Origin of the sequence: Jatrophihabitans sp. (assembly GCF_051960575.1) — a bacterium.
Lineage (GTDB): Bacteria > Actinomycetota > Actinomycetes > Mycobacteriales > Jatrophihabitantaceae > JBQCEE01.
Genome location: NZ_JBQCEE010000075.1, coordinates 1 through 12,668 on the forward strand (window position 1 = coordinate 1; position 12,668 = coordinate 12,668).

Consider the following 12,668-nt stretch of genomic DNA (forward strand, 5'->3'; position numbering starts at 1 on the left):
GATGGACAAGCGCTCTTGTCGCCGTGCTGCCGATCTGGGGATGGATCCGGATGTTCGAGATCGGGGCGGCGGCGGCAACATCGTTTCGGGGAAGCATCCCGCCACTCGACGCAGCAAGGGACGCCGATTACCACAAGCGGCGCTCTGTCAGCACTCGGTAACCGGGCGCACGAAGCTCCGGTGCGCGACCATGGCACTGTCGTCGCGGAATCGGGTAGGTGCCGGTCGACCGCTGTCGATCCCGGGGTGGTACCGCTTCATGCAAAGCCACGCCAATCGCTGCCGGGTGCATCTCCCGCGGCGTGGGGCTGAAGATATTTCTCGAGTCGCCTACGCGCTACTGGTCTGTCCGGTAACGGCTGGGCCGACGTCGCCGAAGACGGCGTGTCCCCATGCGAGCGCGAGCGCCTCAAAGATCGGGGCGTCGCCGTGGAAGGGGCAACGCGGCCAGATGCTGCCGACGGGTGGGACGTGCCGTATATCGCCGACGAGCGGGCCATCACCGACCCGGCGCACCCGATTCCGCTCATTCGAGTCGGTAGCGACACCGCCCTGGCGCTCCGCTGCCGCGCCGACCTGCTCCAAAAGATCGACGCCAACCTCTCACTGACCAACCCCGACTGGGACGACTTCCACCACCTCGTCTTGAGCAGCGCCACCTTCCGGCCCGCGAAAGGGGTTTCGCGTAGTCGTAGTCCTGCACGACCCAGACGGCCGCGCGAGCATCTCGTTAGGGCGGAGGCGCGCGGGCCACCAGCATTCGGTACGCGTCATCGGCCACTGATTACCCCTTCTTCAGACAGTTACGCGCGGCAGCTACATGGGTGTCTCGGACGCCGCGACTGCGAACTCGACGAGAACACGCTCCTCGCGTCCGACGAGCAGCGGCCCGAAGCTGGTCACAATGTTCGCCGCCTCAGCAGACGACGGTACGACCGCGGCGAGGAACGACACGATCCCGACCTCGCGGCCGCGAGTGGCCAGCACCCACAACATCTCGGTCGCCAGGCCCGCGTCGCGCCAATCCGGGTCGATGAAGGTGCCGACCCACGCGTGCTCGGGGCTACCGATGTCTATCGGCAGGCGGCAGTAGCGGGCTGTGCCGACCGCCCGGCCGCCGGCGAACGCAAGCAGCGCGAACCGGCCGGAGTAATCGATGCTGGTCAGCTCGGCCAGGGCTGCGGCAGTCATCATCGGCGGGACGCCGAGGAACCGGTGCTCGAGCGCCTCGGGAGTGCCAGCGGCGAACAGGTCACCGAGCAGGCGGGCGTCGCCGCGGCGCACGGGACGCAGTGTGACGCGGCGGCCGTCACGCAGCTGCACTGCGTTCTCGTACCCGGCCGGGTACTCCCGATCCGGCAGCTGCGCCGGGAATTGGTCCGGGTCCCCCGGATAGGAGAATCGGCGGGGGCCGGGACGCGGACGGGACGGGGCGACGGCCGCTGGTTCGACCGGGAGGGTGCTCACGTCGCCGAGCGTGCACCGCCCAGCACCTTGATCGCACGGGCCGAAGGGCACCAGTTCAAGGTCGCGGCAGCAGACCGCAGGGGCGCGGCGCCGACCGAACAGCAGTCAGGGTCGCGCCCGAACCGGCAGCTGCTGCTTCCGCGCCGCGGTGCTGTCACTCACCGTGGAGAAATGCGCGGGGCGTCGTCTAGCAGTGGAGCTCGGGCGCCGACGACTTCGCCGAGGTGGCGGTGGCACGCCTGCGCGGCGCCGTCGACCGATATCACGACGACGCCCGGTTGCAGAGCCTGGTCGCGGAGCTCCGCGCAGGCAGCCACGATTTCGTCCGCATCTGGGACACCGACCCGGTCCGCACCCCGGGCCACCGCACCAAGACGACCGAGCATCCCGACGTCGGCACGCTGCAACTCGACTGCGACGTGCTCATGGTGCCGGAGGACGACCAACAGGTCGTCCTCATCACGGCGCGTGCGGGCAGTACCTCGGCTCAAGCACTGCATCGTCTGGCCGCCGAGCCTGAGCGGAACGTCGTCGAGCAGCCGAAGGGGTGCAGGTCGCCGTTCTAGCGACCCAGGCCTGCGCTGGTTGCCGCCCAGCTCGCGAGCACCTTGATCCGCTCGTCGGACGCGGTGCCCGGTTCGGCGATGTAGGTGACGACCTGCAGCACGGGCCGCGTCGGCGCGGGGAGGGCGAGGGGCTGGAAGACCAGCTCGAGCTCACCCACATCCGGGTGCCGCAGCCGTTTGATGCCGTCATGACGCGACAGGACGTCGTGCGCTGCCCAAAGACGACGGAACTCCACGCTGACCGTGGACAGCTCACCGACCAGGTCGCGCACCATGCGATCCCGGGGATCGCGCGCAACCTCGGCGCGCAGCAGCGCAGCCGTGGCGACGCCGGCGGCCTCCCAGTCGACGTAGAACGCCCGCGCACCGGGATCGAGGAAGATATACCGGGCGATGTTCGGACGTCCCCGCGCGTCGACGGTGTCGCTGGCGAACATCGGCGCGAAGACGGCCCGGGCCAGCGCGTTGCCGGCGACGACATCCGCGCACGCGTTCCGCACGAACGCCGACGTCATGGTCATCGAGTCCAGCAGCCACTGGATCTGCGGCGAGACATCGACGTCCCCGGATCGTGACGGCGCGGGACGCCGCCGCTGCGAGGACCGAGCAAGATCGAACAGGTACGTCCGCTCGTCGTCGCTCAGCTGCAGCGTTCGGGCGACCGCGTCGAGGACGTCCTCGGAGACGCCGGCGATGTGTCCGCGCTCGAGACGCGTGTACCACTCCGTGCTCACACCGGCCAGGACGGCGACCTCCTCGCGCCGCAGCCCTGGGACGCGGCGGCGGGCGCTGGTCGGCAACCCGGCCTGGGCGGGGGTGATCCGGGCGCGCCGGCTGGTCAGGAAGTCGCGGATGTCGCCACGGTTCCCGGCCTCCTGGTCCATGGATCGACGGTAACGCCGATCAGCCGTGCTGAGGGGTGCGAGCTTGTGCCCCCATCGACACGACCTCCCTCTCGCGCTGCAGCACGGGTCCCATGAGCACCGGACGTTCCGACCGGAACGCCGAACGATGGAGGTAGGACATGACGAGCGAGACGCTGACCGTGCCCGTAGCGGCGATCGGCACCTGGGCCTGGGGCGACAGCGGTCAGGCCGGCGACGGCTACTTCGGCAGCGAGTTGACCGAGGCCGGTCTCCGACAGATCGTCGCCCAGGCGCAGTCCAACGGCTTCACGCTGTGGGACACCGCGGTCGTGTACGGCATGGGGCGCGCCGAGACGGTCCTCGGGCGAGCACTGGCCGGGTACGACCGGGGCGAGTACCAGCTGTCGACGAAGTTCACTCCGCAGGCTGCCGGCGACGGCGACCGCCCGGTCGCGGACATGCTGCAGCAGAGCCTCACGCGGCTCGGCACCGACTACGTCGACCTGTACTGGATCCACAACCCCGAGGATGTGGACCGATGGACACCACAGCTGCTCCCGCTGCTCGAGACCGGCAAGATCAAGCACGTCGGCGTCTCGAACCACAACCTGCAGCAGATCGCCAGAGCAGACCGGATCCTCAACCAGGCCGGCTTCCGCGTCGAAGCTGTCCAGAACCACTACAGCCTGCTGTACCGAGCCCCTGAGCGGGCCGGCGTCCTCGACTACTGCCGCGAGCACGGAATGCGATTCCTCGCCTACATGGTGCTCGAGCAGGGAGCACTGACCGGGAGGTACGACCAGGCCAACCCGCTTCCGGCAGGCACCGCCCGGGCCACCGCATACAACGGCGTCCTGCCACGGCTGCAGGCACTGACCAACCGGATGCGGCAGCTCGGCGAGCGACGAGATGCGTCCGTCGCCGAGATCGCCACCGCCTGGGCCATCACCAAGGGTGCTACCCCGATCATCGGCATCACCAAGCCCAGCCACGTGGACGGACTCGTTCGTGCTCGCGGCGTCCGCCTCACCGCCGACGAAGCCTCGGACCTGGAAGCACTCGCCGAAGCCGCTGACGTCAACACTCGCGGCTGGTGGGAACACGACGAGTAACCTCGAACCGCCCGAGGTTTGATGAAGCTACAACTGAACCCGGGGCGGTCCAAGTCGTCGGTCCAGACCGACTCGGACACGAGCCGCCGACGCGATACCCATGAGACAGAAGGACACGTGTCGCACGCGCCGCTCGGGCCGTCGTCCTACGATATCGCGCGCACCCTCGTCGATTCGCTTGCCCGCGCCAAACGCGGCCCGGCAGGCGGCCGGGTCAGCGGATGGTTGATTCCTGTTCGAGCCCGATGAGTGGAAGGTCGCGGCGTGACGGTAGTCCTTCCCAGTCGCCCTGGCAGGTCACGGCGAATGCCGCGGTCACCGATCCTCGTTCGGCGCTGGCACAGGGGGTGAGACCGTCCAACCAGCCGGACAGGTAGCCTGCCACGAAGGCGTCGCCGGCGCCGACCACGTCGACGGCGGATACCGGTTTTGCCTCGACGGTGGCGAAGCGATCGCGGGTCCAGAGCCACGCGCCAGCGCGGCCGCGTTTGACGATGACTTCCCGCAGCCCGTCGTCAAACAAGTGTTGGACCACGGTTTCGGCGTCACTGGTCGGCGATTGTCGGGCGACGACAGGTAGCTCGTCGACCGAGGCGAAGAGGATGTCAACGATTGGGACCAGCGGGCGGATGGCCGGTCGCGCCGTCTCGACTGACCAGAGCCGTGCGCGGTGGTTCACATCGAGACTGACTGTCACCCCGAGTTCTTTCGCCGCGGCGGCCGCCTGGAGAACGGCGTCTCGCGCGCTCGGGCTCAGCGCCGGGGTGATGCCCGTGATGTGCAGGAGGCGCACGCCCGGCTCAAGCGCGGGGAGGATGTCGTCGGCAGTCAGTTTCGAGCCGGCGGAGTCGGATCGGTAGTACGTGACCTGCGTGATCGCGTTGAGCCGCTGATCTGCGAGCAGGAGCCCGGTCGAATGATGCGTGTCGCTCTGCACGAAGCTGACGTCGACGTCCTCGGCGCGAAGAGTACGGCGGACGAGCTCGCCCGGTTCGTCGTCGCCGACTCGGCCGACCCATCGACAGCGGTGGCCGAGCCGGGCGAGCCCGATCGCTACGTTCGCTTCGGCGCCGGCGACCGAGAGCTCTAGAGGGCCGCCCAGTCGAAGCGGGCCGCGACCGCGGATGACCGCAAGCGCTTCACCGAAGGTGACGACCTCAGGCGGCATGGTCCGCCGCCAGATCGACGAACCGTCGCGCTCGCATACGCAGCGCCGACGAATCAATGGTGCTTGACGATTCACCCACGAGCGGTGTGCCGACGCCGACCGCGATCGCGCCCCGACGCAAGTAGGCGTGAGCCAGGTCAAGATCGACACCACCGACCGGGACGATCGGAGCATCGGGCAACGGGGCGCGGACGGCGTCAAAGTAGTCCGGCCCACCCAGCGAGGCGGGGAACAGTTTCGCGGCTACTGCACCGCTATCGAGGGCCGACCGGATCTCGGTGGGGGTCAAAGCGCCCGCGAGTACAGGGACGCCGGCAGCGACTGCGTACGGGATGGCCGGGCCGAGTGTCGGCGTGACGATGAAGCACGCACCGGCGTCACGGGCCCGGTCGACGTCTCGCGTCGTGCCTACCGTCCCGCATCCGATGATGACCTCCGCTGGCAGCTCTCGCGTCAGTGTGGAGATCGCATCCAGCGCGCCGGGGGTGGTCATGGAGATCTCCAGCAATCGGATGCCCTCCTCAGCGAGGATGCGAGCAGTGTGGACGGCATGCCCCGCGTCCGTGGACCGCACGATGGCGAGCAGCCTTGTGGACACGAGCGCGCTCAGAAGGTCCATCGGTACTCCGACGTCGCGGCGTGCCAAAGGCCGGACGCTTCGCGCCGCCCGAGGTTGCCGTCGAGACCCGCGCCGGATCGCAACTGAAACCGGACGGCCGGCGGACCGCCGATACCGACGTCGGCGATGAACAGTCGACCGGCGTGCGCATGCCGTGCGTCCTCGGACGCGTCGTAACCGAGTCGCGAGGTCGTGATGACGAGGCGCTCACCAGATACGAAAGCACAACTGGTCACCTGGGGCGCGTCCACTCGCACGATGCCGACGAGATCTCCGCGCGGTGTGTAACGGGCAACGGTGCCGGAACCCCAGATCGCGATCCAGAGATGACGCTCGTGGTCGATACACATGCCATCGGGCTCACCCTGACTCGGGTCGATCTTAATGATCTGTCGACGGGCAACTGAAAGCCCTCGCTCGTCGAGAGCGATTTCGTCGACTCCGCCGCTGGCGGTGTCGATGAAGTACATGGTTCGGCCGTCGGCCGTCCACGCCATGCCGTTGCAGACGGTCGCGTCGGAAAGGATCGTGCGCACGCGTCCGCCGGTGTCGAGCCGCAAGAGCGCGGCTTGGCCGAGCGCGCGCGCCGGTGCGCTGGTCCCGGCCCAGAGCCGCCCGGCTGGGTCGCACTTGGCGTCATTCATCCGAGCCCGAGCGGCACCTTCCGCCCGGCTCGGGAGTTCCGCGAGTGTGCGTGCCCGACCGTGGCGGTCGACATGGACGAAGCCGTTGGTGCAGGCTGCTACCCAGCCATCGTCGGCCGAGCGGACGGCGGCGCCGAGACCGCCTGCTACCTGCATGCGGCGCTCGACGACGATCTGCCCCCGGTCGGTGAGGTGGCCGACGACCACCGTGGCTTCGGTCTGATCGACCCAGGTCAGGGTTGCCGTTTCGCTATCCCAGCTGGGTGACTCGGCGTGGCCGAAGCGCTCGGAGGACGCAGGCAGGGCCGCGTACTCGACTCGTCCGGGGATCTCGCTCGCGGCGGCTTGAGCCTGCATGGAGGTCTGCGGGGTCAGTGCCATTGCACGCCGCGCCGTCCAAGCCTCGGCTGGCGGCGTGCCGGCATCTCGAGCGCGCGTTCCAGGTCGAGGTCCACGCCGAGGCCAGGGGCGTCGGACAAGGCGTACTTGCCGTCCACGAACGTGGGCGGGTCGAGGAGCAGCGAGTCGCGTCGTTCGCGTTCGCCTTCCATCTCCTCGAAGGTTTCGAAATTCGGAATGGCGGCGGCGAGGTGCAGGGATGCCATGAGGCAGACCGGGCCGCCGGGGTTGTGCGGCGCGATCGGCACGTAGTAGGTCTCCGCGAGATTTGCGATCCGCATCGCCTCGCTCAGGCCGCCGGCGTGCATGACATCGGGTTGCAACACGTCGCACGCGTGCTGCCTCAGCAGGGGTTCGACCTCCCACCGCGAGAGGAGCCGTTCTCCGAGCGCGATGGGGACGCCGATGTCATGTCGCAGCCGGCTCATGGCGGCGGCGTTCTCGTACGGCAACGGTTCCTCGAACCAGGCCGGCTGGTGCGGGCGGAACGCGTCGGCGGCTGCGAGGGCGGTTCGCGGGGAGAACGCTTCGCTGCATTCGACGTATACGGCCACGTCAGGGCCGACCGCGTCGCGGATCGCCGCCATCATGTCGGCACCGGCGCGGATGGTGCGCTGGTGGTTGCGGGCCAGCGCTGCGGGTGGGAACGGGTTCCATTTCAGGCCGTTGATGCCGCGCGATGTCGCCTCGAGGGCCCCAGCATGCGCTGCGTCGGGTTCGGTGACGCCTTCGAGCCAGTGGCTGGCGTACACCGGGAGTTCGGTGCGGAATGGGCCACCGAGCAGTTCGTAGACCGGTTTGCCGAGCGACTTGCCGTAGAGGTCCCACAGGGCGATGTCGAGGGCTCCGATCGCCGTCATGAGGACGCACCCGCCACGCCAGCGCCAGGTCTGGTAGAGGTCCTGCCAGTGCACGTGGGGGTGCAGAAGTTGACGGCCGATCAGATCGGCTCCGACCTCGTGGATGGCCGTCTCGACTGAGGCAACCGCGCCGTGCAGTGATCCTTCGCCCCAGCCGAAGGACCCGTCGCTGGTGGTGACCCGGACGAACAGCCAGTTGCACCAGGTGCCCCAGCCGGTGAAGGTGTCGATCGCCTCAATCTTCACGGGTCGCGCCGAACATGGTTTGGGAGAGGTAGCGAGCAAAGGTCAGCGCGTGCTCGCGCACGAGCTGTTCGGCCGCTTGGACATCGCCCCGCTCACAGATCTCGATCAGTTGCAGGTGGTCAGCCTGCGCGGCGCGGTAGTAGGAGTCGTCGAGTCCACGGGCGGCCGCCCGGTAGCGCTGGGTGTTGTTGCTCATCGCGTCGATGACATCGCGGGTGTAACCGTGCGGGAAGCCGCGTCGAATGAGTACGCCGTGGAACTCGGTGTTCGCGGTGCGGAATGCATCGACGTCGCCGCGCCCGAACGCCTCGTCCATGCGGTCGTAGTTCTCGCGCAGTTCGCGTAGATCGACGACCTCGAGCTTGGGGATGGCCTTCCGGACGACGAATCCTTCGAGCAGTCCGCGGAGTTCGAACAGCTCCCACAACTCTTCGTGGGACAGCTCGCTGACCACGAATCCGGCGTAGGGGCGCTCGGTGACGACGCCATCGCGACAGGCCAGTCGAAGCGCTTCGCGAACCGGAGTGATGCTGAGGCTCAAGGTGTCGGCGATGGCCTGGATCTTCAGGCGCTCGCCGGGTTTGAGTACGCCGGCGGAGATGCTGCTCAGCAGTCGGTGGTAGACGAACTCGGTCTGAGTCTCGCGACCGGCCGCGCTGGGGCCGCTGAAGGCTTTGGTGAGGGCGTCCTGGGACGCCAGTGCGTCGGTGACGGGGACGGTCGAAGGTTTCGGCGTCATTTCAGGGCACCTTTGGTCAGGCCGGACACGAAGAAGCGGCGGAGGAGGAAGTAGCCGACGATGATCGGGAGCACGCTGATGCAGGCGGCAGCGGTCAACGGACCCCACTGGATACCGGCGTCGCCGATGAAGAAGTACAGCCCCACCATGACGGGCCGGTGAGCGTCGGACGCGGTGAGGTTGAGCCCGACGATGAGTTCACCCCATGACCAGATACCGACGATGATCGAGATGGTCACGACGATGTTCCAGGACAGCGGGCGGATGACGTGCCACATCGTCGCCCATTGGCTGCACCCGTCGATGCTCGCCGCTTCCTCGATCTCCCGCGGGATGCCGTCGAAGAAGCTTTTGGCCAGCCACACCGCAGTCGGCAGTTCGGTGGCGGCGAAGATGAGCGCGAGGACCTGGTAGGTGTCGTAGAGGTGGGTCCTGACGGCCAGTGTGTACTGGGGGACGAGCGTGACGATGCTGGGGATCATGACGGTCGCCAGCAGCAGGCTGAGCGCCGCTCGTTTGCCGCGGAAGTCGTAGCGGGAGGCGACGTAGCCGGCGGGCAGCGCCACGAGAAGGGTCAACACGACGGTGGCGAGGGTGATGACCACGCTGTTGCGCAGCTCCTGCGGGATTGCCGTCGTCTGTACGGCCGTGCGATAGCTTTCTGCGCCGAGGTGGTGCGGCAGGAGTGTCGGCGGCGAGGCGGCGATCTCGCGAGCGGGTTTCAGTGAGGTGCTGACCGCCCAGTAGATCGGCAGCACGGCGAAGGCGCAGCTGAGGGCAATGAGCGTCCCGCGGCCGGCGCCGGTGGTCAGGCGACGCACGTCTGGCCTCCGCCGGACGTGGCGGACCCGTGCTGTTCGAGAGGCGAGAGTTGTCATTGGACGCGCGCTTTCAACAGGCGCATGTACACGATCGTGAAGACGACGTTGATGACGAACATGACCAGCGCGAGCGCCGAGGCCGAGCCGAAGTTGTAGGAAACGAAAGCGTCCCGGTACACCTGCAGGCCGAGCAGGTTGGTTCCGTTCGCCGGGCCTCCGCCGGTGATCAGCAGCGGGAGTTGCACCATGTTGAAGCTGTGCAGGCTGAGCATGACCGTGACGACGAAGATGCTGCCTTTGATCTGCGGCAGGATGATGAGCAAGTAAGACCTGATCTTGGACGCGCCGTCCATGGCTGCGGCCTCATGCAGTTCCGCGGGCACGGTGCGCAGGGCCGACAGCGTGATCACGACGGCGAACGGCATGATCTCCCAGACATTGGCGACGACTAGGCACGCCATCGCCGTTCCGGGTTGCGACAGTAGATCGGTATTGCTGTCGCCGGTGACGGCCTTCCACATCACGTCGACTAGCCCGACGTTCGGGCTGAACAGGAACTTCCACAGCAGCCCGGTGAGCAGCTGCGAGATCACCCACGGCAGCAGCAGGATCGTCTCGTACACCGCGGTGTGCCGGGTCTCGGCGAGCGCGCAGGCGACGGTCACCCCGCACACAAGAGCGACTACGACCGACGCGACGGTGAACACGACGGTCTGACTCAGCCCGGAACGCACCTCGGCCGACCGGAACAGCTGGAGGAAGTTGTCGAAGCCAGCGTAGGAACCGACGTGCAGGAAGACTGTGCGGTGGAACGCGAGGTTGACGGCTTGCAGCAGCGGTACCACTGTCACGGCACCGACGACGACAACCGCGGGAACGATCCCGAGGTACGCCCGCGAGCGTCGACGGCACGGTGGCGTCGGCGACGTCCCCGTGGTCTGCGTCGGCGGTAGAGACCGCGCGGCGACGGTCAACGTCACGTCACAAGCTTCCGCTGTAGGTGCGCGCTGCGTCGTTCAGGGTGCTGGTGACGCTTGCGCCGTTGGTGATGATTGCTTGCACCGCATTGCCGAAAGCATCGACGAAGGCGGGGTAGTTCTTGATTTTCAAGGTGGTGGCCTCGTGGGAGCTCTGCTGGAGCCAGGTGAACGCGTCGTGGATGTACTTGGCTGCTGGCGTCTTGAACCATGCCTGCTCGAGGGTCTGGCTGTTGGTCGGAAGTTCGCCGCCGACCTGGGCGTCGATGAGTTCGGCTTCGGCGCTGTGCATGAAGTCGATGAATTCCCAGGCGAGATCCTGGTCGGCCGTCTTGCTCATGGTCAGTGTCCAGCCGCCGCCGAGATTCGCTGATCCGGGCTTGGTCGCATTGTCACCGAAGTTCGGGAATGGTGCGTAACCCAAGCTCGCGGCCGGGAATGATGCCGTGCTGCTCCAACTCGCGTACTTGGCGGTGTTGGCGAAGTACGTGCTGACCTTGCCCGCGAGGAACTGCTGGTCCGCCGCGTTCGTGTCCATCGTGCTGGCCGCCGACGGCATGACGTGCTTGGAGCGCACCAAGTCCTGCATCCACGCAAGGACTGTCGCGCCGGCTTCGTGCTGGAAGATCGGAGCGCTGGTCGACGGGTCGATGAGGTCGCTGCCCATGTCCCACAGGATGGGCGGCAGGATCTGCATGATCGCCGACAGCGCGTCGGACTTCGAAAGGGCGATCAACCATCCATACTCGCTGCCGCTGGTCAACTTCTGGATGTCCGCACGGAACGCTGTGCCCGTCGTGGGCACGGTGAGCCCCGCCTTCTGGTACAGGTCGGTGCGGTAGTAGGTGTAGTTCGATGGGCGCAGCGCCTGCCGGAACGCATACTTCTTACCGTTCACGACGGTGTCGTTCCACGGGTAGAGGAACTGCGACTTCTGCGCGGAGTTCCATCCGCTCACATACTGATCGAGCGGTGCGATCGCGCCCGCCGCGACCAACGTCCCGAGGTTCGAGTCGACCTGCCGGCTGACGTCAGGTGCTCGACCAGTCTGCACCGACTGGATGAGCTGGTTGGACAGATCGGCGAACGGCACGACCTGCTCTACGACGTCCACCGACGGGTGGGTCTGCCGGAACCGGGCCAAGATCTGCTTTTGCGCCTGCGACCGCGGGTCGGGCGCGCTCGAGGATGCCCACGTCCAGTACGTCAGCTTCTTGCGCCCGCCCGCCGACGCGCTACTGCTCGAGCTGCAAGCCGACAGCGCCGTGAGCGCCCCGACGCCGGCAACCCCGGCAAGAAACGATCGACGGGACATACCGGCCTGAGCAGCGCCGTGGACATCGGCCATTGCAGAACTCCTTCGCTCTGGAGTGAACGCCGGAACCGTAAAATGCATGATGCATGATGTCAAGCGTCCGGCGCGGCAAGTTCCGAAAGACGCCGCTCGGCATCGTCTCGAGCGACGAAGCCCAATTCGTCAACGGCCGGCGAGTTGTCCCACGGACAGCGGCCGTTGGCGGAGACGCCCCAGTAGACGCCGAACCGAGGTCGCGCAGCGATGCAGCGACGCACGAGCTCGACTAGGTCGCGCGGACTGATCCACACGTGGCGGCCATGACCGTCCTGCGGCTCGTCCAACAGCCATCCGATGCGCAGACAGGTCACAGCCAGGCGCCGCTGCTCGGCGGCGAGACGGCACAGAGACTCCCCGAACACCTTGCTGACCGCATAGAGCGAGTCGGGACGGCAAGGATCGTCGACTCGGATCAGCCGGGTGGGCGCGTTGCCGTAGAGCCCCGCGACATGCCCACTGCTGGCGAAAATGAACTGCCGCACGCCGGCATCGCAACTCGCTTCCAGCACCGCGTGCAATCCGTCGATGTTCGGCCCACGGATCTCCTCCCACGTCGACCACGTCCTCGCCGCGGCGGCCAGGTGGATCACCACGTCGGCGCCGGCGAGAGCGCGTCGCAGTGCGGCCTGATCGGCGATGTCCGCCTCGATCCAGCGCTCGCCGTCGTGGACACCGGCGGGGACGACCCGGTCGACGCACATAATGTCGTGCTCTCCCCCGAGCCCGACCCGGAGCACCAGACCGACCGCGCCCGACGCGCCCGTGATCACCACTCGCTGACGGGCCGCAACGTCCGGCTCGCACTGATCCATAGCGATGCCCACCTCCCG

Annotated in this window: 12 protein-coding genes and 2 pseudogenes; 3 read left to right on the plus strand and 11 right to left on the minus strand. The window is 67.4% G+C overall.

The window, feature by feature from the left end:
- Positions 1–429 precede the first annotated feature (429 nt).
- Positions 430–654 (plus strand): annotated as a pseudogene (locus ACTHMS_RS03665) (DUF6924 domain-containing protein); the annotation flags it as partial.
- A gap of 162 nt (positions 655–816) precedes the next feature.
- On the opposite strand, the gene ACTHMS_RS03670 reads toward ACTHMS_RS03665, so the two are convergent.
- Positions 817–1,467: an N-acetyltransferase family protein gene (locus tag ACTHMS_RS03670; RefSeq protein WP_440305315.1), complete on the minus strand. Its 651-nt coding sequence runs from the start codon at positions 1,465–1,467 to the stop codon at positions 817–819.
- Positions 1,468–1,685: 218 nt separating this feature from the next.
- Between ACTHMS_RS03670 and ACTHMS_RS03675 the strand changes: the two are divergent.
- A pseudogene (locus ACTHMS_RS03675) lies at positions 1,686–2,033 on the plus strand (MmyB family transcriptional regulator); the annotation flags it as partial.
- Here ACTHMS_RS03675 and ACTHMS_RS03680 read toward each other — a convergent pair.
- Positions 2,030–2,917: a helix-turn-helix transcriptional regulator gene (locus ACTHMS_RS03680; protein WP_440305316.1), complete on the minus strand. Its 888-nt coding sequence runs from the start codon at positions 2,915–2,917 to the stop codon at positions 2,030–2,032. The pseudogene ACTHMS_RS03675 and the gene ACTHMS_RS03680 overlap by 4 nt on opposite strands.
- Positions 2,918–3,057: 140 nt before the next feature.
- Between ACTHMS_RS03680 and ACTHMS_RS03685 the strand changes: the two genes are divergently transcribed.
- A complete protein-coding gene (locus tag ACTHMS_RS03685; RefSeq protein WP_440305317.1) occupies positions 3,058–4,011 on the plus strand; it encodes an aldo/keto reductase in 954 nt (317 codons plus the stop codon).
- A gap of 214 nt (positions 4,012–4,225) precedes the next feature.
- Here the strand turns inward: ACTHMS_RS03685 and ACTHMS_RS03690 are convergent, their stop codons facing one another.
- Genes ACTHMS_RS03690 through ACTHMS_RS03730 form a run of 9 tightly spaced genes read right to left on the minus strand, consistent with a single transcriptional unit; the run spans position 4,226 to position 12,662 of the window.
- Positions 4,226–5,179, minus strand: a complete 954-nt coding sequence (locus tag ACTHMS_RS03690) for a sugar kinase (RefSeq protein WP_440305318.1) — start codon at positions 5,177–5,179, stop codon at positions 4,226–4,228.
- Positions 5,169–5,798, minus strand: a complete 630-nt coding sequence (locus ACTHMS_RS03695; protein WP_440305319.1) for a bifunctional 4-hydroxy-2-oxoglutarate aldolase/2-dehydro-3-deoxy-phosphogluconate aldolase — start codon at positions 5,796–5,798, stop codon at positions 5,169–5,171. Before ACTHMS_RS03695 ends, ACTHMS_RS03690 begins: the two co-directional genes overlap by 11 nt.
- Positions 5,786–6,823 carry an SMP-30/gluconolactonase/LRE family protein gene (locus tag ACTHMS_RS03700; protein WP_440305320.1) on the minus strand — a complete coding sequence of 346 codons (1,038 nt, stop codon included), beginning with the start codon at positions 6,821–6,823 and terminating at the stop codon, positions 5,786–5,788. Before ACTHMS_RS03700 ends, ACTHMS_RS03695 begins: the two co-directional genes overlap by 13 nt.
- Complete coding sequence (locus tag ACTHMS_RS03705) at positions 6,814–7,947, minus strand: mandelate racemase/muconate lactonizing enzyme family protein (RefSeq protein WP_440305321.1); 1,134 nt, start codon at positions 7,945–7,947, stop codon at positions 6,814–6,816. The genes ACTHMS_RS03700 and ACTHMS_RS03705 overlap by 10 nt, the downstream gene beginning before the upstream one ends.
- Positions 7,937–8,686: a GntR family transcriptional regulator gene (locus ACTHMS_RS03710; RefSeq protein ID WP_440305322.1), complete on the minus strand. Its 750-nt coding sequence runs from the start codon at positions 8,684–8,686 to the stop codon at positions 7,937–7,939. Before ACTHMS_RS03710 ends, ACTHMS_RS03705 begins: the two co-directional genes overlap by 11 nt.
- Complete coding sequence (locus ACTHMS_RS03715) at positions 8,683–9,507, minus strand: carbohydrate ABC transporter permease (RefSeq protein ID WP_440305323.1); 825 nt, start codon at positions 9,505–9,507, stop codon at positions 8,683–8,685. The genes ACTHMS_RS03710 and ACTHMS_RS03715 overlap by 4 nt, the downstream gene beginning before the upstream one ends.
- Before the next feature lie 53 nt (positions 9,508–9,560).
- Entirely contained in the window at positions 9,561–10,487 is a 927-nt protein-coding gene (locus tag ACTHMS_RS03720; RefSeq protein WP_440305324.1) for a carbohydrate ABC transporter permease, read from the minus strand.
- A 1-nt stretch (position 10,488) separates the two neighbouring features.
- Entirely contained in the window at positions 10,489–11,832 is a 1,344-nt protein-coding gene (locus tag ACTHMS_RS03725) for an extracellular solute-binding protein (protein WP_440305325.1), read from the minus strand.
- Between the two features lie 59 nt (positions 11,833–11,891).
- On the minus strand, positions 11,892–12,662 hold the full coding sequence (locus tag ACTHMS_RS03730; protein ID WP_440305326.1) for an NAD-dependent epimerase/dehydratase family protein: 771 nt from the start codon (positions 12,660–12,662) through the stop codon (positions 11,892–11,894).
- Between the last annotated feature and the right edge of the window lie 6 nt (positions 12,663–12,668).

What these genes read in the sequence shown, in the direction of transcription:
- ACTHMS_RS03680 (WP_440305316.1), bottom strand. Translation starts at nt 2,917, where the DNA reads ATGGACCAGGAGGCCGGGAACCGTGGCGACATCCGCGACTTCCTGACC.
- ACTHMS_RS03685 (WP_440305317.1), top strand. Translation starts at nt 3,058, where the DNA reads ATGACGAGCGAGACGCTGACCGTGCCCGTAGCGGCGATCGGCACCTGG.
- ACTHMS_RS03690 (WP_440305318.1), bottom strand. Translation starts at nt 5,179, where the DNA reads ATGCCGCCTGAGGTCGTCACCTTCGGTGAAGCGCTTGCGGTCATCCGC.
- ACTHMS_RS03695 (WP_440305319.1), bottom strand. Translation starts at nt 5,798, where the DNA reads ATGGACCTTCTGAGCGCGCTCGTGTCCACAAGGCTGCTCGCCATCGTG.
- ACTHMS_RS03700 (WP_440305320.1), bottom strand. Translation starts at nt 6,823, where the DNA reads ATGGCACTGACCCCGCAGACCTCCATGCAGGCTCAAGCCGCCGCGAGC.
- ACTHMS_RS03710 (WP_440305322.1), bottom strand. Translation starts at nt 8,686, where the DNA reads ATGACGCCGAAACCTTCGACCGTCCCCGTCACCGACGCACTGGCGTCC.
- ACTHMS_RS03725 (WP_440305325.1), bottom strand. Translation starts at nt 11,832, where the DNA reads ATGGCCGATGTCCACGGCGCTGCTCAGGCCGGTATGTCCCGTCGATCG.